The sequence below is a fragment of the Breoghania sp. genome (genome assembly GCF_030066895.1).
Classification (GTDB): Bacteria; Pseudomonadota; Alphaproteobacteria; order Rhizobiales; family Stappiaceae; genus Breoghania.
The window spans coordinates 16,788-38,976 of record NZ_JASJAV010000013.1 but is presented as its reverse complement, the minus strand read 5'-3'; the positions used below and the strand labels follow the sequence as shown (position 1 = coordinate 38,976).

14 protein-coding genes and 6 pseudogenes are annotated in these 22,189 nt (G+C 60.3%); 17 read left to right on the top strand and 3 right to left on the bottom strand.

Annotation, left to right across the window (positions count from 1 at the left end; genetic code table 11):
• Positions 1 to 4: 4 nt before the first annotated feature.
• The 3 genes and pseudogenes from QNJ43_RS27225 to QNJ43_RS13850 form a co-directional block, all read right to left on the bottom strand.
• Positions 5 to 226, bottom strand: coding sequence for a hypothetical protein (locus tag QNJ43_RS27225; protein WP_346432988.1), 222 nt, complete (start codon positions 224 to 226; stop codon positions 5 to 7).
• Between the two features lie 253 nt (positions 227 to 479).
• Entirely contained in the window at positions 480 to 1,283 is an 804-nt protein-coding gene (locus QNJ43_RS13855) for a LuxR C-terminal-related transcriptional regulator (RefSeq protein WP_346432987.1), read from the bottom strand.
• Positions 1,284 to 1,369: 86 nt separating this feature from the next.
• Positions 1,370 to 4,835, bottom strand: a pseudogene (locus tag QNJ43_RS13850) (hybrid sensor histidine kinase/response regulator).
• A 520-nt stretch (positions 4,836 to 5,355) separates the two neighbouring features.
• Here QNJ43_RS13850 and urtA point away from each other — a divergent pair.
• The 17 genes and pseudogenes from urtA (at position 5,356) to QNJ43_RS13765 (ending at position 22,064) form a co-directional block, all read left to right on the top strand.
• Positions 5,356 to 6,630: pseudogene (gene urtA / locus QNJ43_RS13845) on the top strand (urea ABC transporter substrate-binding protein).
• Positions 6,631 to 6,767: 137 nt separating this feature from the next.
• Positions 6,768 to 7,698 (top strand): annotated as a pseudogene (gene urtB, locus QNJ43_RS13840) (urea ABC transporter permease subunit UrtB).
• A gap of 11 nt (positions 7,699 to 7,709) precedes the next feature.
• Positions 7,710 to 8,867: pseudogene (urtC, locus tag QNJ43_RS13835) on the top strand (urea ABC transporter permease subunit UrtC).
• Positions 8,864 to 9,621, top strand: a pseudogene (gene urtD, locus QNJ43_RS13830) (urea ABC transporter ATP-binding protein UrtD). Before urtC ends, urtD begins: the two co-directional pseudogenes overlap by 4 nt.
• Before the next feature lie 9 nt (positions 9,622 to 9,630).
• The gene (urtE, locus tag QNJ43_RS13825) at positions 9,631 to 10,320 is read left to right on the top strand and encodes an urea ABC transporter ATP-binding subunit UrtE (protein WP_300470897.1); all 690 of its coding nucleotides are present in this window, start codon (positions 9,631 to 9,633) and stop codon (positions 10,318 to 10,320) included.
• A 54-nt stretch (positions 10,321 to 10,374) separates the two neighbouring features.
• Positions 10,375 to 11,604, top strand: a complete 1,230-nt coding sequence (gene fmdA / locus QNJ43_RS13820; protein WP_300470895.1) for a formamidase — start codon at positions 10,375 to 10,377, stop codon at positions 11,602 to 11,604.
• 11 nt (positions 11,605 to 11,615) lie between these two features.
• Positions 11,616 to 11,843, top strand: a complete 228-nt coding sequence (locus QNJ43_RS27220) for a zinc ribbon domain-containing protein (RefSeq protein ID WP_346432986.1) — start codon at positions 11,616 to 11,618, stop codon at positions 11,841 to 11,843.
• A 726-nt stretch (positions 11,844 to 12,569) separates the two neighbouring features.
• Positions 12,570 to 13,724 carry a hypothetical protein gene (locus tag QNJ43_RS13810; RefSeq protein ID WP_300470892.1) on the top strand — a complete coding sequence of 385 codons (1,155 nt, stop codon included), beginning with the start codon at positions 12,570 to 12,572 and terminating at the stop codon, positions 13,722 to 13,724.
• A 5-nt stretch (positions 13,725 to 13,729) separates the two neighbouring features.
• Entirely contained in the window at positions 13,730 to 14,614 is an 885-nt protein-coding gene (locus QNJ43_RS13805) for an acetyl-CoA acetyltransferase (RefSeq protein WP_300470891.1), read from the top strand.
• Positions 14,608 to 14,907 carry a hypothetical protein gene (locus QNJ43_RS13800; RefSeq protein ID WP_300470889.1) on the top strand — a complete coding sequence of 100 codons (300 nt, stop codon included), beginning with the start codon at positions 14,608 to 14,610 and terminating at the stop codon, positions 14,905 to 14,907. Before QNJ43_RS13805 ends, QNJ43_RS13800 begins: the two co-directional genes overlap by 7 nt.
• A gap of 86 nt (positions 14,908 to 14,993) precedes the next feature.
• Positions 14,994 to 16,184, top strand: a pseudogene (locus QNJ43_RS13795) (CoA transferase).
• A gap of 458 nt (positions 16,185 to 16,642) precedes the next feature.
• Complete coding sequence (locus QNJ43_RS13790) at positions 16,643 to 17,620, top strand: MFS transporter (protein ID WP_346432985.1); 978 nt, start codon at positions 16,643 to 16,645, stop codon at positions 17,618 to 17,620.
• Between the two features lie 153 nt (positions 17,621 to 17,773).
• Positions 17,774 to 18,052, top strand: coding sequence for a hypothetical protein (locus QNJ43_RS13785; RefSeq protein WP_300470885.1), 279 nt, complete (start codon positions 17,774 to 17,776; stop codon positions 18,050 to 18,052).
• Between the two features lie 3 nt (positions 18,053 to 18,055).
• Positions 18,056 to 18,859 (top strand): alpha/beta hydrolase, encoded by an 804-nt coding sequence (locus QNJ43_RS13780; RefSeq protein WP_346432994.1) that lies wholly within the window; start codon positions 18,056 to 18,058, stop codon positions 18,857 to 18,859.
• A 94-nt stretch (positions 18,860 to 18,953) separates the two neighbouring features.
• Positions 18,954 to 19,409, top strand: a complete 456-nt coding sequence (locus QNJ43_RS13775) for a nuclear transport factor 2 family protein (protein ID WP_300470883.1) — start codon at positions 18,954 to 18,956, stop codon at positions 19,407 to 19,409.
• Positions 19,410 to 19,722: 313 nt separating this feature from the next.
• A complete protein-coding gene (locus tag QNJ43_RS13770; protein ID WP_300470880.1) occupies positions 19,723 to 21,570 on the top strand; it encodes an MFS transporter in 1,848 nt (615 codons plus the stop codon).
• Positions 21,543 to 22,064, top strand: a complete 522-nt coding sequence (locus tag QNJ43_RS13765; protein ID WP_300470877.1) for an enolase C-terminal domain-like protein — start codon at positions 21,543 to 21,545, stop codon at positions 22,062 to 22,064. Before QNJ43_RS13770 ends, QNJ43_RS13765 begins: the two co-directional genes overlap by 28 nt.
• Positions 22,065 to 22,189: the final 125 nt, after the last annotated feature.

Genomic DNA, 22,189 nt, shown 5'->3' with positions numbered 1-22,189 from the left:
AGGTTTAGACATAACCGTCCGGCGATGTCTCCCAGGACTTCGCCATGCCGGGCGTCACCTTGGCGGCGATGTCGTAGACCAGAAGCCCCTCATAGAGATCGGCGAGAATATTGGCTTCGGCGATCGTCGAGGTCTTGTGCTGATCCAGGGCCTCAGGATTGGCATTGTTGCCACGATTATAAACGACTTCCGCATGTGCCGTGAGGCTGGCCAGAGCCAGTATCAAAACGGCGCTAAACGCCCGCAAGAACCCTAAAATCATAATAAAACCTCCCTCTAAATCTCCTGCCTCCCGACCCGAAGCCTTACCTGTCTGGCAGCCGAACGCAACCCAGAGGACACGTCGCGACCTGACCACAATCTCGCGCCGTCAGCCGCCGGACCGCAATACGCACGGATCGTCGCAGATCTTGAGTAGGATGGGAGGCGGGAAAGGTTTGGCAAGAGCAGACGGCTGGAGAGCACCTGATCCAGCGGTTTCAATCGATCAGCCGCTTCAGGGACAGAATCGCCGCAGCGGTCCGGTTCTCCACGCCGAATTTTGCGAAGATACGGTCGAGATGCTTGTTGACCGTTCTGGGGCTCATTTCCAGGATCGAGGCAATTTCCTTGTTCGACTTGCCGCTCATGATCCACACGAGCACTTCCGCTTCGCGTTCGGTGAGGTTGAATTCGCTGCGCAAGGTATCGCCGGCTGCATCGCGGGCACCCTGCGCGATGCACAGGAGATGCTCGCTCGACGAGATCGCGCCCACATAGTAAAAGCGCAGACTGACACCGTCCCGCTCGACGAAGAAATCCTCCACCTCGCTTCCCCGCACCGAACCGGCCCCGGCAACCACCTCGCGCAGCCACGGCAGGCATTCGTCGGGCAGACGATCCAGCCCCAGCAGGGCGGCCGCCTGCGGCGTGCGCCAGCGCACCCGCCCTGACACGGACGCGGACAGCAGGAACCGGCCGGACGCATCGAGCGCCACATGGGCGCTTTCGGCGCTGCGGGCATTGGCGATGTGCACCCGGAGGCGAGCCAGAAGCTCGTCCGTGTTGACCGGCTTGGTGACAGAATCGACGCGGCCCGCCTCCAGCCCGCGCACGACGTTTTCCGTGTCGCTGAGCCCCGTCATGAAGATGATCGGAACATTGCGCAGACCCTCCATGTCCTGCAGCCACTTGACGGTCTCGAACCTGCCGAGGTCGGGCATCACGGCATCCATCAACACGGCGTTCGGCGTGATGCGGGCGACGATATCGAGCGCGTGCAGGCCGTCAGGGGCGACCAGCACCGTGTAGCCCGCCTCCTCAAGCGAATTTGGTGAGCATGCCCAGCGATGAAGGGGTGTCGTCGTCGACGAGAACCATATCGCTGGGATTAGGCGTGGCCATCATCACCATCGACTGTCTCCAAAAGCTGTTCATAACGCTTGATGTCGAATTCCTTCACCAGCACGCGCATCTGATCGACGAAGTCCGCAGCTTGAGGCTCGCGCGCCGCGATCTCGTCGAACTTCTCGCGGATCGCGCGCACATGGCCCATGCGGGTGAGCTGTCGCAACATCTCAAGACTGGCTTCCGAGGGATGGGCTGCGGACACGAAAGGCCCGGCTCGCGGCGCGGAACGTTTCGGGGCGGAGGGGCCAGAGGTCGCAGCGCGAGGCGACGTCGGCGCGGCCTGCACCAGTTCCTCCTCGCGCTCGCCCGTGCGCCACTCGATCCGCAGTTGGCTTTGAAGCCGCTTGAGGAGATCCGTCAATCGGAAGGGTTTGCTCAGGTAGTCGTCGTGGAAGACGCGGTGAACCGGGTCGCGGCCGCGCTCATCCGCATTGGCCGAGATCATGATGATCACTGCCGCCTCGTGACCCCACTGGCGAAGCCTGCGGGCCAGATCACAACCGGTCATGCCCGGCATGGAGATGTCGAGCAGGAAGACGTCCGGCTGCTCGACGGCAACCGCCTCCAGACACGTCCTGCCGTCACCGATCGACAGGACCTTGAAGCCGAGTGGAGAGAGGAAATCGCGCACCAGATTGCGCTGCGCGGGATCGTCATCGACGACCATGACCGTCTGCGTCGGGCCTTCATAATCCCAGGATCGCCTTTTCCGGCGATTGCGGTTCCATCGGCTGCTGGGCGCTTGAAAGCAGGATGCGGACGAGGAACGTGCTGCCCTTCTCCGGCATGCTTTCGACCCGGATGTCTCCGCCCATTACCTCGGCCAGAAGCTTGGTGATCGCGAGCCCGAGCCCCATGCCGGGAACGGGCGGTGCGCCCTCGCGGTCATCGACCCGCTCAAAGGGAATGAAGATGCGGTCGAGATTCTCCGGCACGATGCCGATGCCGGTATCGATGACGGAGAATTCGGCCACCTGGCTGTGATAGTTCACCTCCAGCGTGACGCCGCCCTCATGCGTCCACTTGATGGCGTTCGACAGGAGATTGATCAGCACCTGACGGAGACGCTTCTCGTTGCCGTAGACATGCGTGGGCAGGTAGTCGCTCGGCGCATAGACGAAATCTATCACCTTGGCATCGGCCTGCAGACGGAACATGTCGACGATCTGGGTGAGCAACTCGTGCAGGTTGAAGCACTCGCGGTAGATCGTCAGATGCCCCGCCTCGATCTTCGAGATGTCGAGCAGCCCCTCGATCAGACCGGCCAGGTGATCGGCCGAGTTCTTGATCACGTCGATGGTCTCGCGGCTATGCTCGGGGATCACGGGATCGCGGCGGATGAGCTGCGCGTAACCGGATATGGCGTTGAGCGGCGAGCGCAGTTCGTGGCTGATGCCGATGACATAGCGGCTTTTGGCGTGATTGGCCGCCTCCGCCACCTCCTTGGCGCGCTGAAGCTTGCGGTCGTTTCGGCTGTGGGCCCGGATCTCGCGCATGAGAAGGCTCGTCTGGCGACGGGTCTCCTCGTTGGCGACCTTACGGCTTTCATGAACCAGCACGAAGAGCCAGGCGATGACGCCGGAAATGATCAGCAGGATGAAATAGACCTGTGTCAGAGCGGTGCCGACGCTTTCGCGCGCGCCGGTATCGGGCCGGATCTCGATTTCGGAACCGCCGTGCGGCACGGCCCCGTAATATCCAAAGGACAGGATCCCGCCGAGCGTCAGACTGATGATCAGCATGATGCCGAGATACTGGCCCAGCCGCGAATTCAGGCGCGTCGTCACGCCTCCGGCAACAGCGCCTCCAGCAGGCCGTGCACCTGATCCTGAACGCGCGCATCCGTCTTGCAGTCGTCCTCGCAGCGCGCATCGAGCGAACAGCACAGCGAGCAGACCGGGCCCGAATAGACCGGGCGTTGCGCCATGTCCTCGATCTCAAATTCATGTTCGCAGATACAGCAGCGCAACCGGGCCGGGCTCTTGCCGTCCTCGCCCGCAAAACTCTCCGCCTTGCGCGCAAGGTAGTAGCTCCCGCCGGTGGCATAGGCGATCAGCGGCGCCGTGACGGCGGCGGTCACCAGCGCGATGAAACTCGCCAGTGCCTGCACGACATCGCCGAATGCGCCGGAATAGCAAGTGAACGCGATCAGGCAGGCGAGCCCTATGGAGCCGAGCCCGACCGGATTGACGTCGTAGAGATGGGCGCACTTGAACTCGATATGCCGGCGGGCTGAGCCCGAGCGGCTTGTTGATGACGAGATCGGCGAAGATCGCTCCGATCCAGACGACGACGATGGAATAGAGCCCGAGCGTGCGTTCCAGAGCGGTGTAGACGCCGAGCTCCATCAGGACGAGCGCGATGGCGACGTTGAAGACCAGCCACATGACGCGACCGGAATGGCTGTGGGTGAGACGGGAGAAGAAGTTCGACCAGGCGATCGAGCCCACATAGGAATTGGTGACTTTGATCTTGATCTGACACACGATCACGAAGATGTCGGTCAGCGCCACGGCGAGTTCGGGCGTCGCTAAGTGCTGGAAGGTAACGAGGTACATGTGGGTGGGTTCGAGCGCCAGCGTCGCGGGCATGCCGCCGGAAACGGCGAGCACGACGAGAAACGACCCCATCAGCAGCTTCAGCGCGCCGACGACGATCCAGCCCAGCCCCGCGGCCAGCAGCGACAACCACCAGCGCCCGCGCGGCAGGAAGCGCAGGAAATCGACCTGTTCGCCAATCTGGGCGATCAGCGAAAAGACGACCGTGCTCGCCGCCCCGAAGAGCAGCAGATCGAAGTTTCCGTTCCTCTCCCCCTGATTGCCCGCAAAGGACCACCATTCCTCAAACGGCGCCAGTCCCTGCCAGGCGAGAAACGCGAAAGGCAGAAGCTGCAGGGCGATCCACAGGGGCTGGGTATAGACCTGCAACAGGCTGATCAGCGTGATACCGTAAACCACCAGGGAAATGATGATCACGGCGCACAAGAAGTATCCGAGATTGAGCGGGACGCCGAGAAACAGCTCAAGCGCGGCGGCCATGATGGCCGCTTCCAGTGCGAAGAAGACGAAGATGAAGGTCGCATAGATCAGCGAGGTGACCGTGGAGCCGATATAGCCGAAGCCCGCTCCACGGGTCAGAAGATCGATATCGACGCCGTATTTCACCGCGTAGTAGGCGATCGGCAGACCGGTGATGAAGATCAGCAGGCTGACGACGGCGATCGAGCTGACCGCGTTGGTGAAACCGTAATTCAGGGTGATTGCCGCGCCGATGACTTCCAGCGCCAGAAACGAGATGGCACCCAGCACGGTATTGGCCACGCGCACCGCCGACCAGCGCCGCCCGTTCTTGGCGGTAAACCGCAGCGCATAGTCTTCCAGAGTCTGATTGGCGACCCACTGATTGTAGGTTCGGCGCAGACGCACAACCCGCTGATGACTTGCCATTTCACCCCCCGTCCCGCCAACGCCTCAAAGGCTGCCTTTCCGACTTCCTCTCCGGTGGTCACGGGCCCCGGGGACAAGGGAGCGGACAGGCTCATTTTTTGTGCATCGCAGCATCGTTTGACACGCGCCGGCTTAATCTCCAGGCATCGTTGCGGAATTGGATCCAAAATATTGTTTTATATATTAAATATATAAATCTAATAACAATATCCATACCAATAACATCTCAGATCATGCAAAAAATACATATATAAATTCTAAATATAATTATAACATGCAAGAAATCTCGATCGATTAAACGTAGATCATTGAGATTTTCTCAGTTTTGGATTCGATTTTTTTATTTTTTAACGATTCCCGCGGAAAATCTCGCATGGAAGCGAATGAAATCAGAATACGTCAATTAACCCACAGCAACTGACGTATTTTTGCGTTGCATAATTTTCCGCGAGTCTCCTGTCATGCGGTGCGCCAATGCCGGCCCCCTAGCGACAGCCCAGACAGGAGGTGGCTTAAGACCATGAATGACCTCGATCCCCAAATTGCCCGCAGCACCCGGTTCGGGTATTCGCGGCGCGGCGTGATGCTGGGCGCGGCAACGGCGCTCGCGCTGACCGCCTTCGGCCCGCTCGGCTCCGCCCCGGTGCGCGCAGACGACGTCGATACCACCGGCCTCGCCGTCACCGACGACACGGTCAAGGTCAGGATCCTTCATTCCATGACCGGCACCATGGCGATTTCGGAAACCGGTTCCGTCCAGGCGGAAAAGCTCGCCATCAAGCAGATCAACGAGATGGGCGGCGTGCTCGGCCGCAAGATCGAGTTCATCCGGGAAGACGGCGCCTCCGACTGGCCGACCTTTGCCGAAAAGGCCAAGAAACTGCTGGTCAACGACAAGATGGCCTCGATGTTCGGTTGCTGGACGTCCGCTTCGCGCAAGGCCGTTCTGCCGGTCTTCGAGCAATATAACGGCATGCTCTACTACCCGACCTTCTACGAAGGCCTAGAGGAGAGTCCGAACGTCATCTACACCGGCCAGGAAGCGACCCAGCAGATCATGGCGGGCATCAACTGGGTGACCAAGGAAAAGGGCGCCAAGAGCTTCTTCCTGTTCGGCTCCGACTACATCTGGCCGCGCACCTCGAACAAGATCGCGCGCAAGCACATCGAGAAACTCGGGCTCAAGGTCGTCGGCGAGGAGTAATATCCGCTCGGCCACACCCAGTTCAACTCGGTCATCAACAAGATCAAGCTCAAGAAGCCCGACGTGATCTACGCCATCGTCGTCGGCGGATCGAACGTCGCCTTCTACAAGCAGCTGAAGGCCGCGGGCATCGACATGACCAATGAGAAGCCGCTGCTTCTCACGATTTCGGTCACCGAGGATGAGATCCTCAGCATCGGCGGCGAAAACATTGCCGGCGCCTATGCCACGATGAAGGACTTCCAGTCCCTCGACAACGACAACAACAAAGCCTTCGTCAAGGTATTCAAGGAGATGTGGGGCGACGAGATCTTCATCGGCGACGTCACCCAGGCCGTTTATCTCGATCCATGGCTGTGGAAAGCCACGGTGGAGAAGGCCGGATCCTTCAACATCAACAAGATCAAGGTCGCCTCGCCGCCGGGCATCGAGCTGACCACCGCGCCGGAAGGCTATGTCCGCATCCACGAGAACCACCACCTCTGGTCGAAGACCCGCGTCGGCCACACCAAGACCGACGGTCAGTACGAAGTGATCTACGAGACGGAAGAGCTGATGGAGCCCGATCCGTTCCCCGAAGGCTACCAGTGATCGGCGCCTAGCCGTCACGGATCGGGGCAAACGGCTCTCCCATCGAGGCCAATTCGCCCCTCCCCCGCTCAACGCCCGGATCCGCATTTCATCCATCTTCTTCGGGGCCCCGTGCCCTCACCCATGGAGGCGCGCGCATGTTCGCCGATTACACCTGGTCGGAACTCGGCTCCATCTTCGCCACGCAAGGGTTCGCCGGGCTCATCCTGTTCTCGGTCTTCGTTCTCATGGCGCTCGGTCTGGCGATCATTTTCGGCCAGATGGGCGTCATCAACATGGCCCACGGCGAGTTCATGATCCTGGGGGCATACTATGTCACCTATCTGTGCTCCCACGTGGTGCAGATCTATGTGCCGAGCCTCTTCGGCATCTACTTCTTCTTCGCGATGATCCTCGCCTTCCTTGCCTCCGGAGCCCTCGGGGGCGCTGGTGGAATGGGCGCTGATTCGTCACCTCTACAAGCGACCGCTCGACACGCTGCCGGCGACCTGGGATCCGAGCCTGATCCTGCAGCAAGCCTATCGCTCGATCTTCGGCGCGCGCAAGGTCGGCGTGAGCCTGCCCGACTGGATGTTCGGCTCCGTCGCGCTGACCGACGTCATCGAGGTCCCGATCAACGGCCTGTTCGTGATGGAGCTGACGCTGATCATCGCCATCGGCGTCTATGTCGTGATGTTCCGCTCGCGCATGGGCCGTCAGACCCACGCGGTCGTTCAGAACTGCGTCATGGCCGGCGCCGTCGACATCAACACCGAACAGGTCGATCGCAAGACCTTCGCCCTGGGCTGCGGCATTGCCGGCATCGCGGGTTCCGCTTTCACCATGATCGGCTCCACCGGGCCGACCGCCGGCCAGCTCTACATCGTCGACACCTTACTGATCGTCGTCTTCGGCGGCGCGACGATCCTCGTCGGCACCATCGCTTCCTCCTTCGCCATCTCTCAGGCGCAGTCGACCATGGAGTTCTTTCTGTCCGGGTCGATGGCCAAGATGCTCACGCTCCTGACCGTCGTCGGCATCCTGATGCTGCGCCCCGAGGGCCTGTTCTCCGCCAAAATCCGCCGCTGAGAGAGATCGTCATGACCAACGCAAAAGCCTTTCTCAACCGCCGGGACCTGCTGGCTCTGGCCGTTCTCGCCCTGCTGATCGTGGTGATCCTGCCGCTGTCGGTCGACATCTTCCGCCTCAACCTGATCGGCAAGTACCTGACCTACGCCTTCATCGCCATCGGCCTGATCCTGTGCTGGGGCATGGGCGGCATCCTCAGCCTCGGTCAGGGCATTTTCTTCGGCCTCGGCGGCTACTGCATGGCGATGTTCCTGAAACTGGAGGCCTCCACGCCGGAGGTCACCAAGATCCAGTCCACACCCGGCATCCCCGACTTCATGGACTGAAACCAGCTCACCGAACTGCCCTGGTTCTGGGAGCCCTTCCACAGCTTCACCTTCACGGTGATCGCTGTTCTCGTCCTGCCGGTGCTCTTCGCCTTCATCATCGGCGCGGCGATGTTCAAGCGGCGCGTCGGCGGCGTCTACTTCGCCATCATCACGCAGGCGATTGCCGCCATCCTGACGATCCTGATCATCGGCCAGCAGGGCTACACGGGCGGTGTCAACGGCATCACCGACCTGCGCACCTTGATGGGCTGGGACATCCGCACCGACAGCGCGAAATACGTCCTCTATTTCCTCAATGCCGGATTGCTGCTCGGCGTGCTGGTCGTGTGTCTGTTCATCCTGAAGAGCAAGCTCGGGCATCTTCTGGTGGCGGTGCGCGACAAGGAGGACCGGGTCCGCTTTTCCGGCTACGATGTGGCCAACTTCAAGATCTTCGTCTTCTGCTTTGCCGCCATGCTGTCGTCAATCGGCGAGGCGATGTTCACGCTGCAGGTCGGGTTCATGTCGCCCTCCTTCGTCGGCATCGTGCCGTCGATCGAGATGGTCATCTACACCGCGGTCGGCGGACGGCTTTCGATCTTCGGCGCGGTCTACGGCACGCTGCTGGTGAACTGGGCCAAGACCACCTTCTCCGAGACCTTCCCGGAACTGTGACTGTTCGGCCTGGGCGCGCTCTTCATCGCCGTCGTCCCCATCTTCCCCAATGGTCTGGCCGGTGTCTACCGCAGCTATCTGGCCCCGCTCGTCAACCGCAGGCTCCCACCCCGACGCCTCTTCGGATGCGCCGCTGGAAGACCCGCAGGCCGCGGAATACCCCCCGACAGGAGTACGGCGCGATGAACACGCTTTCCAACAACACCGACTTCCTGCTCGCAATCGAGAATCTCACGGTCTCCTTCGACGGGTTCAAGGCGGTCAACGACCCCAACCTCTATGTGGACGAGAACGAGATCCACGTGATCATCGGCCCGAACGGGGCCGGCAAGATCACAGTGCTCGATCTCATTTGCGGGCGAACCAAGGCCAGCGACGGTTCGATCAAGTTCCGCAACCGCGAACTGACCGAGATGAAGGAGCACGAGATCGTGCGCGAAGGGGTGGGGCGGAAGTTCCAGAATCCGTCGATCTACGAGGATCTGACCGTCTTCGAGAACCTCAAGATTTACTTCCCGCGCGGGGTCGCAACGTCTTCGGAGCGCTCACCTTCAAGCGGGACGCTGAAGTGATCTCGCGGGTGCGCGAGATCGCCGAGATGGCGTTCCTCGACGAGTTACTCGACAAGCAGGCCGCCCTTCTCAGTCACGGCCAGAAGTAGTGGCTGGAGATCGGCATGCTGCTGATCCAGGCCCCGGAACTTCTGATGCTGGATGAGCCGGTGGCGGGCATGAGCGTTTCGGAACGCGTGCAGATCGCGAAGCTTCTCAACGAAATCACCAAGGGACGCTCGGTGCTGGTGGTCGAACACGACATGAAGTTCGTGGAGGACATCGCCAACCGGGTCACCGTGCTGCATCAGGGCCAGGTCCTCTCGGAGGGCTCCATGGCCAAGGTGCAGGCCGATCCCAAGGTCATCGACGTCTATCTCGGGCATTAGGAGGCCACCATGCTGCAAGTGGATCACTACCATGCCGCCTACGGCCAGAGCGAAGTGCTGCACGGCCTCGATTTCACCATCGCGCCAGGCGAGATCGTCGCCATCATGGGGCGCAACGGCATGGGCAAGACGATGCTGATGAAGTCGCTCATGGGCATCGTGCCGACAAGCGAGGGCCACGCGATGGTCGACGGCACGGACATCACGTCGCTGAAGAGCTTCGAGCATGTGGCCCAGGGCGTCGCCTACGTACCGCAGGGACGGATGATCTTCCAGACCATGACGGTGCAGGAAAACATCGATACCGGCCTCACCCTGTCAGGAACATCCAAGGTGCCGGACGGCATCTACGAGCTGTTTCCCGTGCTGCTCGACATGAAGAACCGGCGAGGTGGCAACCTTTCGGGCGGCCACCAGCAACAGATCGCCATCGCCCGTGCGCTCGCCACCAATCCGAAGGTGCTGCTTCTCGACGAACCGACGGAAGGCATCCAGCCCTCGATCATCCGCGAAATGGCCCGCGTTCTTAGGCGCATTCGCGATGAGCGCGGCCTGTCGATCGTCGTATCCGAACAGGTGCTGTCCTTCGCGCTCGATGTCGCGGACCGGATCCTGGTGCTCGAAAACGGCCGCCTCGTCCATGACGAGCTGCGCGCGCAAATCGATGAGGAAAAGGTCGCCGGCTTCCTGTCCGTGTGACCTCCCCTTTCCCACCGAGCCCCGGGGCAATGGGGCGAACCAGAGGAGACTACGATGGCCGATACGCTGATCTCAGCGGACCTGAAGGAATCCCCGCACACAAACGAGAAGGTGCACAATCGCTGGCATCCCGACATCCCCATGGCGGTGTGGGTGGAACCGAGCGACGATTTCAAAATCGAAACGTATGGCTGGACCGGTGGCCAGATCGGAAACAACGACGATGCCGCAGACATGCGCGACGTGGAGCTGGAGCAGGTCCATTATCTCTCCGGACCGATCGGCGTGAAGGGCGCGGAGCCCGACGATCTTCTGGTGGTCGACATTCTCGATATCGGCACCAAGGAAGAGATGCTGTGGGGCTTCAACGGCTTCTTTTCCAAGCAGAATGGCGGTGGCTTCCTGACCGAGCATTTTCCGGAAGCCCAGAAGTCGATCTGGGATTTCGAAGGCATGTTCACCAAGTCGCGCCACGTTCCCGGCGTGCGCTATGCGGGACTGATCCATCCCGGTCTCATCGGCTGCCTGCTGGACCGCAAGATGCTGGATGACTGGAATGCGCGCGAAACCGCGCTCTTCAACACCGACCCGGACCGCGTGCCGGGGCTTGCCAACCTGCCCAACACGCAGTCCGCCCATATGGGCCAGATGAAGGGCGAGGCGCGCGATGCGGCAGCGGCCGAAGCGGCGCGCACCGTTCCCCCGCGCGAGCACGGCGGCAACTGCGACATCAAGGATCTTTCGCGCGGCTCCAAGATCTATTTCCCCGCCTATGTGAACGGTGCGGGGCTTTCCATGGGCGATCTGCACTTCAGCCAGGGCGACGGCGATATCACCTTCTGCGACACCATCGAAATGGCGGGCTGGCTGCATATCCGCGTCACGCTGATCAAGGACGGGATGGCGAAATACGGGGTCAAGAACCCGATCTTCAAGCCCTCCCCGATCGTGCCGAAATACGACGACTATATGATCTTCGAGAGCATCTCTGTCGATGAGGCGGACACGCAGCACTATCTGGACGTCCATGTCGCCTATCGCATAGCCTGTCTCAACGCCATCGAATACCTGGAGAAATTCGGCTACACGGGTGCACAGGGCTACGCGATCCTGGGCACGGCGCCGGTGCAGGGACACGTCTCGGGCGTCGTCGACGTTCCCAATGCCTGCGCAACGCTGTGGCTGCCGACCGACATCTTCGAATTCGACATGATGCCGGGAGCGGACGGTCCGATCATGCATCTCGACGGATCCATCGACGTTCCTCTGGCACCGGATCTCTGAAGGAGGCAACCATGCCGGTCTACGATTACATGTGTCCCGACTGCGGTCCGATCACGGCACTTCGCCCGATGTCGGCCCATGCGGATCCGATCGCGTGTCCGGCGTGCAAGCAGGAGGCCCCCCGGGTCCTCCTGCAAGTGCACCACATGTCGGGATTGTCCGCCGAACGACGCACGGCGCTGGCAACGAATGAACGCGCCCGCCACACCCCGCAGTTTTCCACGCGCGACAGCCCGTAGGCAGCCGTATCTGAGAAACGCGCCAAACGCCACCCGGCGGTATGCGCATGCTGCTCGGGGATAGGCTCGTCAAAGGCAGGCACCGTCTTCATCGCCGATGGCGACAAGACCTTCCCCGCCAAACGGCCGTGGATGATCAGTCACTGAGATTCGGGTGCGCCGTTGCCCTCGGGTAGCGGCGCAATATTTCCCGCCGCCCCTTTTCCGCCGCACCTGACGTCATAGATACCGTTGAATTCCGGCGACCGAACTCCTGCCCTTGCGTGCACTCGACGGTTTGTCGCAGCCCGGTGTTGCAGAACTTTAGGATGCATTCCATAAATGGAATGGCCCAACTTTTTGCTGCAAAATATTTATTCCTGATTTAGCGTTCCATTTCCTGAATAGGAGCCCCGAAAATACTAGAGAATCCCTAAAAATATTATTGGCACACTGCTTGCTCCTCCTTTGACGTGCTCCGGCATGTCAGAAGGTAGGCGCCCTTGCCCATCTCCTTGCTGCCGTCAGCACGGCATAAGGAGAGAACTTTATGAATGTGGGAATCGCGAGGACCGGTATCTACATCCCGTTGTATCGCCTGAAACGCGAAGCGATCGCAAAAGCTTGGGAGAGGCCGAGACTCAAGGGTGAGAGAAGCGCGTCAATACCGACGAAGACAGTCTGACATTGGCGGTGGAAGCCGCCAGGGATTGCCTTTAAGGGACAGAACGAGAAACCGTCGATGCGTTGCTCTACGCGTCAACTACCGCCCCTTACGCAGAAAAATCACAAGCCGGCTTCGCGACCACAGCGATCGATCTCAAGTACACTATCCATACTGCGGATTTCGGATCCAGTGCCCGGGCGGGCACCAGCGCTCTGAAAGCGGCACTGGATGCCGTTGCATCCGGCTCGAATGCCCGCGTGATCGTGATCGCCGCCGATTGTCCTCTCGGTTATCCAAAGTCGGATCTGGAACAGATTGCCGGCGATGCCGGGGCTGCCGCCCTCATCGCTGCCGACGATCTCGTCGCGATCTATCGCGAGAGCTTTTCGCTCAACAACGAGATCCTCGACAACTGGAGGAACAGCGGCGACAAGTTCCCACATTCAGCAGAATCCCGCTTCGCCAAGGACGAGGTTTACAATCGGGCCGTGTCGCAGGCGATCAAGGGCCTTCTGTCGCAGGTGGACCTGAAGCCCGAGCAGATCTCCAAGCTCGTGCTCGCGACCCAGGGCCTGCGCGACAGCTCGAAGATCGCCAAGCATCTCGGGTTTGCGCCCGAACGACTGTCCGATCCGCTGAGGCTGCAGGTCGGGTATTGCGGCGCGGCTCAACCGCTCCTGCTTCTGGCAAACGCGCTGGAAACGACCGCTCCCGGCGATCTCATTCTCGTCGCCCGCAACCTGGCCCGCGGCCGCCCGCTGGAATCCTACAACCGCTTCCTGTCCTTCCGCGACATCCTGGAAGCCCAGCCGGGCGAACCGTTCCGCACCGTCCCCTCCACCGCCGGCTACTGGCGCGATCAGGAGTCGCTGCTGCGCTTCCACGGCAGCAAGTGCACCAAATGCGGAACCATCACGACCCCGATGAACCGCGTCTGTCCGACATGCCATTCCAAGGATGAATTCGAAACAGTTCGCCTGTCCGACAGGAAGGCCCGCGTCTTCACCTATTCGATCGACAATCTGGCAGGTCGCAGCGACGACCCCGTCGTCGTCCAGACCGTGTGCGAGGACGACGAGAAGACCCGCTACTACCTGCTGATGACGGATTTCGACAAAGACAAGATTTCGATCGGCATGCCGGTCGAATTCACCTTCCGCAAGGTCTACGTGGGCGGCAACTACATAAACTACTACTGGAAATGCCGCCCGGCGGCGAACGCGGAGGGCGAATGATATCTTTGAAAGATAAAGTCGCGATCGTCGGAATGGGCTGCTCGAAGTTCGGAGAGCGCTGGGACCGCGGCGTCGCCGATCTCGCCATCGAGTCCGCCTACGAAGCCTATGAGGATGCAGGCGTCGGCCCGCAGGATATCGAAGCGATCTTCATCGACCAAATGTATGCGCCGGTCGGCGGTCTTGCCGCCGCACAGGTCGCAGACGCACTCAAGCTCAGCAACATCCCGCTGATCCGAAACGAGAACTTCTGCACCTTCGGCCACATCGCCCTGTTCGAGGCCTGCATGGCCGTTGCCAGCGGCGCCTTCGACGTGGTGATGGCGTTGGGCGTGGAGAAACTGAAGGACACCGACTATCCCGATCTGGGTGCGGGCCGCGGCATGAACCCGGTCACCGAAGCGCGCCGGACGGCACCGGGCTCCTTCGCCCTCATCGCGACGCGCTACTTCGAGCAGTACGGCCTCTCTTACGAAGAAGGCAAGCAGACGATCGGCAAGATCACGGTGAAGAACCACCACAACGGCATGTTCTCGCCGAGGGCGCACTTCCACAAGGAACTGACCCTCGACCAGGTGATGCCGGCCCCGATCATAGCCACCCCGCTCGGCCTGTTCGACTGCTGCGGCAACAGTGACGGATCGGCCTGCGCGATCATCACCCGCGCCGACAACGCCAAGGCGTTCCGCGACGACCCGATCTACGTGAAGGGTCTCGGCGTTGCGATGGACACGATGCTGCCCCACCAGCGGCCCGGCTTCAGCTGGACCAGCTTCGATGCGCTGAAGACCTCTTCGTCCAAGGCCTATCAGATGGCGGGCATCAAGGATACGCGCAAGGAAATCGATCTGGCCGAAGTCCACGATGTTTCACGATCACGGAAATGCTGATCTACGAAGATTTCGGCTTCAACCAGCGCGGCAAGGCGCGCGAAGACATTGACAACGGCGCCTTCGAACTCACCGGAGATCTTCCGGTCAATATCGACGGCGGACTGAAGTGCTTCGGCCACCCGGTCGGGGCAAGCGGACTGCGCATGACCTACGAGATCTACAAGCAGTTCCAGCACAAGGTCGATGATCCCCGACGACAGATCAAGAACGCCTCCAGGGGACTTTCGCACACTTTCGGCGGAGGACCGCAGCTCAGCGCTGTGCTCATCGCCGGAAATGAACTGGGCTGAGGGACAAGAAAAAGCAGACGCGCCCGGTCGCCCCATCCGAGCGGACGCGCCTTCAGCCCCAAGCCAAATTTCTAGGAGTTTCAACAATGAAAGAGAACCGGACACTCGCCGGAGTGCGGGCCCTTGACCTCTCGCGAATTCTTGCAGGTCCCTTATGCGGGGCACTCCTCGCAGATCTGGGCGCCGAGGTCATCAAGATCGAGCACCCCGGCACGGGCGACGACGCCCGCCAGTACAACCCCTTCGTCAACGGTGAGAGTTCTTACTACATGAACCTCAACCGCAGCAAAAGGGGGGTTACACTCAACCTCAAGACCGGCAAAGACATCTTCCTCAAGATGATCGAGACGTCCGACGTCATGGTCGAGAACTTCAAACCGGGCATCATGAAGAAGCTCGGCCTCGACTACAAAGTCCTGAAGGAAATCAATCCGAAAATCATCTACGTCGCGATCTCCGGCTTCGGACAGACAGGTCCCTACAGCCTGCTGCCGGGCTACGACCTCATCGGCCAGGCAATGAGCGGCCTGATGAGCGTGACGGGCCAAGCCGACGCCGAGCCCCTGCGGGCCGGCGGTCCGGTCTGCGACGTCATGGGCGACATGACCGGCGCCATGGGTGTCATGGCGGCGCTGGTCCACCGCAATGCCACCGGCCACGGCCAGATGATCGACATCTCCCTCGTCGATGCCCTCATCACCAGCATAATGACAATCAACCAGCACTACCTGGTCGACAACCGCATCCCGCGACGGCGCGGCAACTCCTACGAATCCGTTGCCCCAGCCGACTCCTTCAAGGCCTCCGACGGGTACTTCGTCATCACCATCGGCAACGACAAGCTCTGGAAGGTCTTCGTCGACATCATGGGCAAGCCCGAGCTTCTCGAGATGCCGGAGTTCGATACCAACTTCAAGCGCGTTCAAAACGGCAAGCTGCTCAAGCGCCACACCGAAGATTGATCAGCGACGCGCACCGTCGACGACATCGTCAAGGAACTTCTGGCCCAGCGCATTCCCGCAGCTCCCATCCTCGGCGTCTCGCAAGTCTGCACCGATCCGCACATCGCGGGCACACGCGGCATGTTCGTGGAAACCGACCACCCCAAGGCGGGCAAGGTCCGGATCACCAACTCCGCTCTCCACCTTTCGGAAACCGACGCCGTCGTACGGTCGCCGGCGCCAACCTTAGGCCAGCACAACCAGGAGGTTTACGGGTCGACGTTCGGGTTAGCTCCCGAAGAGATCCTCGCTTGGACAGAACAGAAAGTCATCTAAATGGCGCAGCGCGTCCAGGGAGAAAGCCCATGCAATCGACAACGACTACAAATGATGCCGCTGCTGCCGGGATCGCCGCCGATGCTGATGTCACCGTCGCCGAGATAGCTACTGATGCGGCCGCCGCCGGGATCGCATCCGATGCCGAGGCCGCGGGGGGGGGGGGGGGGCGGAAACAAACGGAAAATATACTTACACAACCGGGTATGTCATAACTTCCTTCATCATCGTCACCTTGAGCTGGTGCCTAGTAAACTTCAATAACACCTTCCAGCTCGCCGTCCCCGGAATGATGGAGAAAATGCATTACACCTCCACCTACATTGGCCTGGTGGCCAGCGTCTTTTCCGTCGGCGACTTATTCAGCGCCCTCTGGCTGCCGCTTGTGGCGGATCGACACGGGCGCAAGATCGGCATGGCTGTTATCTTCAACAGAATAATCGGCATGACCCGTAGTATTGGTATTGCCGCTCTCCTCCCGCTGCGCTTCATCTCTTCACACGGACAGACCTGCCAGTGGAGAATTCGGCGCTTCGCATTTGTCGGAAATCACTCCCGCACAGACCAGCGGAACGCTGCTTGGCCTCATGCAGGCAGGCACCCCGCTCGGCTTCTTCATGTGCTCGGCGCCGTTCACCCTGATGATGTCGATGAACTACTCCTGGCGCACCTTCTCCATGACGGCGATCGTGGCCGTGGTCATCATCATCCCCGTCCTCTTCGTCCTGCAGGAAAGCAAGCAGTGGAAGGCGGCCCGTGCAGAGGTCGAACGCGTCAAGGCCCTCGGCAAGCAGCACGTTGCGGATCCGAACGGCAAGAAGGTCAACATCCGCGAACTGTTCAAGCCAGCTTATCGCAAGAACACCTTCATCGCCATGACGCTGCATTCGCTGGGCGCCTTCTGGGCATGGGGCAACCTGACCTGGTTCTTCGTCGCCCTGTCGCAGGACTTCGGCATGGATGCCGTGACCCGCGGCCGGATGAGCATGCTGATGTGGGGCATCGCGGTGTTCAGCTACACTCTCGCCGGGCGGGTTGGCGATATCATTGGCCGTCACCTTGCACTGCTGATGTTCGCACTGCTGGTGATGGGCGGAGCTTCCACCATGTACTTCTCCACCTCGATGGAAGTCCCTAACGTGCATCTGCTCTACGTTGCTACGGCCCTGATCGGCGTCGGACTTCACTCGATCCTGATCACCTATTCTTCCGAAATCTTCCCCACCCACGTTCGTGCAACGGGAACGAGTATCGCAATCGGTATCGGCCGGTTGACCGCGGTCTTCTCGATGATGGGCCTTTGCATCGTTGCCCAGCAGTCCGGCCCCACGACTGCGGAACTGACCGCCGCTATCGGCGCCCTGCTCATGGTTCCGACGATCTTCATCTTCGGCACCGAAACGGCTCGCAGAAAGCTGACAGACATCGTCAATTAATTTCGAAGTATATAACGAATAAGAATCACAATAAAAAATAGAATACCTTGACAGAAGATATAACGACGAATGTTCTGAAAATTCGCCAACCAGTACTTCAGAAGATTCTTCACGGGAGATATCACGCTCAAGTACGATGACAAGGCCTACACCTTGTCAGTTCACCTGGGGAAAGTGGTCGCAGTCCAGGAAGGCATCCCCAATACCGGCATTGATCTCAGCGTCGAGGGCAAGGCGGTGTGCTGGGCGGAGTTCTGCGATCGCAAGAGTCTGACCGTTTCCACCAACACGATAAACCCGAACACCCTGACGCTGCTGGGCGCTCCGCTTCGCACCCGTCAGAACTTCAATCCGCTCGCCTATCTCTGCCACGTATTTGGCGAAGTGCTTGAAGATCAGGGGATTGTTTCCAAGAAAGTGGAGGTGAAGTGATAGCTGTCACCGGCTTCTACAAGACCGTCAAGGGCATCAAGACGTACTTCGAAACGAACGACAGCCCCGCAGACGGCAAGCACACCATCATCTGCCTTCACACCGCCGGACGGGAAAAACCGTCAGTATCACGGCCTGTTCGAGCTGCTGGAGGACAAATACAAGATGTACTCCTTCGACATGCCCGTTCACGGCAAGAGCCGGCCGCTGCCCGGCAACAAGGTGCTCAACACCTACCGCGACTACGGCGACTTCGTCTGGGCTGTCGTCGAGGCCCTGGGTGTCCAAAAACCGATGGTCATCGGCTGCTCGATGGGCGACAACATCGTCTACTACATCGCGCAGAACTATCCGGTCGGCGCCATCCTGTCGATGCAGGGCGCGGACTACACGCCGACAATCAGCGCGTCCATCCTGGAACTGCTCAACCACCCCTATGTGAACGCTCAGCATTCCCATGTCGAGTTCTCCGAATGCCTAATCGGTCGTGCCTGCCCGCAGGAAGCCCGCGACTTCATCATGTGGGGCGTTGCCCAGGAGATCAGTGTCACCAAGCAGGGTGACCTGACCCAGTACAACGGGTTCGACGTGCGCGATCAGATGGGCAAGATCACCTGCCCCGTCCTCATCGTCCACGGTGTCGACGATCCCATCGTGACGGAGAAGATGGTCGAGGACACCATGTCCCGATTGACCAACACGGAAAAGCTCGTCTACCGGCCGGTCGCCGATTACGGGCACTTCCTCGCCGTCGAGAACCCGGAAGTCGTCGCCAAGCACCTCAACGAATTCCTTTCATCTCTGTGACGGATTGAAACCACCAGGCAGCAGTGCTGCGGCGTCGGGTCGGAGATCCATCCGACCCGGCATCCGAAGCACTTAGGGAAGAGGAATTCAGAAAATGAAGTCAATCGAGGAACGCCTGCAATTAGTTGAAGACCAACTGGAGATCGCTCAGCTTCGTGCCACATACTGTCATCTTCTCAACGGTCGTCAGTGGGACGAATTCGTGCAGCTCTTCACGCCGGACGGCGTGTTCGACGGACTGGAAGCCGTCAAGGGCTACGACAACATCCATGAATTTTTCAGCCAGAGAGTTCCCAAGCTAGCCGAGGATTTCTGGCATTTTTGCACCGACGGAACGGTGGAACTTGACGGAGACAACGCCACGGGGCGGATCTCCATGAAGTACCTGTCCTCCACCGACGGCGTGTCGTTCGTCTCCGCCGGACACTACGACGACGTGATGAAACGGGTGGGCGGGCGCTGGCGCTTCGTATCGCGCAAGATCACCTTCTACTTCCTCACGCCGCTCAGCGAAGACTGGGCAGGAGATCCTTTCCCGGGACGTCAGTGACGGCTGGACAGGCGATCGGTCGGGACTGGCACAAACCCTCCATGCATCTGGCCGCATGACACATGACGGTGTCACGTGACACCTCATGCCGTCGGCCATGCCCACCCCAGGCCGCCACAAGCCATCCGAACATCAAGAAAGCCCCGGCGATCACGGCGGGGCAGCAACGGCCGACCGGGGCGCGAGCGCCGCGACAGCCGAGCGTATCCCTACAACCCCAAATTGGAGATGCGCGCAAGCAACAGAAAGGAAATCCCATTTACTTTTAGGGAGGGAGCACAATGAGCTACATGGCAAAAAAGTTCTGTTCTTTGTGTTCGTAGCTTGGGTCATCGATGCAGCAGACAGTACGATCTATTCGCTGACGCTTCCGATGATCAAAGACGAATTCGGCCTTGACCTGACGACCATGGGCGCGATCGCCTCGGTCTTCCTGGTCGGCACCGTTCTTGGATCGTTGATCCTGCCCATCTTGGCGGATCGGAAGGGACGCAGGGTCGGCATTGCCACCTGCGTGGGCCTGTTCTCAGTCGCCACCTGTGCCGTCGGCATGGCGGGCAATCTGACGACCACCGCGATCGGACGCTTCTTTACCGGTTGCGGCACCGGCGCCGAATGGCCGATCGGCGCAGCCTATGTCTCGGAAGTGGTCGAGCCCAAGAAGCGCGGTTGGGCGATGGGGATCATGCAGTCCGGCTATCCGGTCGGCTTCTTCCTCGCCGGACTGGTGTTCCTGGTCTTCGAGAGCTGGTTCAACCTCGGTTGGCGCGCCTGCTACTTCGTCCTGGTCATTCCCGATCTCGCGACCCTGATCCCGGTCATGACCATGCTGCGGGAAAGCCCGACCTGGCTGAAGACGAACGAGGAGCGCAACCGCACCACCGAGGCCACGGGCAAGAAAGATCACGGCCCCGGCTACCGCGCCCTCTTCACCCCGAAATATCTCAAGAGCACGTTCATCTCGACCGCACTTCACTGCTTCGGCGTGATGTATGCCTACGGCATTGTCGTCTGGCTGCCCGGCGCGCTCTCCATCGATTTCGGGATGGACAATGCGCATGTGTCCTACTTCACGCTCGTTGCGTGGGCGGTCGGCACGCTCGAATACCTTCTGGCGGGCCGTCTGCCGGACGTCTACGGCCGCAGGCTCGTCCTGGCCGGCTACATGCTCATCGGGCTCGTGGCCGTCGCACTGCTGAACTACATGCTCTACAGCCACAACCACAGCGTTGTCGCCATGTACGGCATCGGCTGTCTCATCGGCATCAGCGTCGGCGTCACCGTCCTCTACATCACCTATTCCAGCGAAATCTACGTGGATGAGGTGCGCACGGTGGGCCTCGGATTCTCCGTCGCCATCGGCAAAGTCACGGCAGTGATCACGCCGACCCTACTCGGCTTCATCGCCAAATTCACCTCCATCTCGCTCTCGCTCCTAGTCTCGACCGCGCTCGGCATGCTGATGATCCCAATCATCTTCTTCGGGCCGGAAACGGCGGGCAAGGACCTCATGAAATCGGGGCGGAAGCGACGGCAACGCCGGCCGCCGGACATAGCGAAGCGGACGCCCTGTGAACCTCTGGAACAAGGAGGAATTGGAATAAAAATCACCAATGTGGAAGTCTTCCCGTTCAAGATCCCGAACAAACGCGTGGTTGTCTGGGCAGTGGGCTCGCTGCCCGCGGCCGAGCATCTGATCGTGAAGATCACGGCCGAAGACGGCTCGGTCGGCGTTTCGAAAGCAATCCCCCGGCCGATGATTTACGGCGAAACGCAGGAGGGCATATATTACGCCCTGACCAAGTACCTGAAGCCGATGGTCGTGGGCGAGGACTCCTTCAATTTCGAAGGGATCTGGAAGAAATTCCAGTTCCTGCCCTGGAACCTCGCGGCCAAGGGGGCGATCGACGTGGCGCTCTACGACCTGAACGCCCGTTCGCTGGGCATTTCGGTCGCGCGCCTGCTCGGCGGTCCTGCCCGCAAGGAGGTCGTGCTGTGCTGGCAGATCGGCTTCGGCGAGCGCGACGAGATGATCGCCGAGCTGAAGGAAAAGCTCGATGAGGGATACCGGGCGTTCAAGGTGAAGGGCGGGCCGCAAGCCCGGAAGGTACCCGGCTCTATATCGACGCCGACATGGCCTACAGCCGTATCGACGCGTTGAAGGTGATGAGTGCGCTCGAAGGCGTCATCGACTGTCTTGAAGAGCCGATGATCGCCTGGGACAACGAAGGCCGCAAGGATGTCGCCAGCAGGGTTTCGGTTCCGATCCTGAGCGACGAGAGCACCTTCACGGTCGCAGACGTCTACCACCAGATCCAGCTGGGTGCGATCGGCGAAGTGGACATCAAGATCCCGAGGACGGGCTTTACCCTGTCCACGAAGATCGTGCATCTGGCGGAATGCGCCAACATTCCCGTGCAGGTGAGCCTGCAGGCAGAGACCGATTTCGGTAACGCGGCCTGCCTGCAATTCGCGAGCGCGTACGAGCAGATCAGCCTGCCCTGCGAATTTTCCTACTATGTCGACGATATCGGAGACAACTTGTTGAAGTCCCCGCTCGTCATCAGGGACGGAAAGATGCTGCTTCCCGGAGGGCCCGGCATGGGCGTCAAACCCGACTGGGAGAAAGTGGAGAAATACGCCATTTCGATCTGAGTAGCGTCTCAAGACGGCTTTCGCGGTGGAACGGCCCCCGGGCGATAGGTTTTCAAGAAGACCGATCTGCCGCCCGACAAACGCCCTTTCCATCGCGGATGCCAGCCATAGCCCCTGCCCCGCAG

Coding starts and splice junctions, on each gene's coding strand:
- urtE (WP_300470897.1), top strand. CDS start 9,631: ATGCTGCAAGTGGATCACTACCATGCCGCCTACGGCCAGAGCGAAGTG.
- fmdA (WP_300470895.1), top strand. CDS start 10,375: ATGGCCGATACGCTGATCTCAGCGGACCTGAAGGAATCCCCGCACACA.
- QNJ43_RS27220 (WP_346432986.1), top strand. CDS start 11,616: ATGCCGGTCTACGATTACATGTGTCCCGACTGCGGTCCGATCACGGCA.
- QNJ43_RS13800 (WP_300470889.1), top strand. CDS start 14,608: ATGCTGATCTACGAAGATTTCGGCTTCAACCAGCGCGGCAAGGCGCGC.
- QNJ43_RS13775 (WP_300470883.1), top strand. CDS start 18,954: ATGAAGTCAATCGAGGAACGCCTGCAATTAGTTGAAGACCAACTGGAG.
- QNJ43_RS13765 (WP_300470877.1), top strand. CDS start 21,543: ATGGCCTACAGCCGTATCGACGCGTTGAAGGTGATGAGTGCGCTCGAA.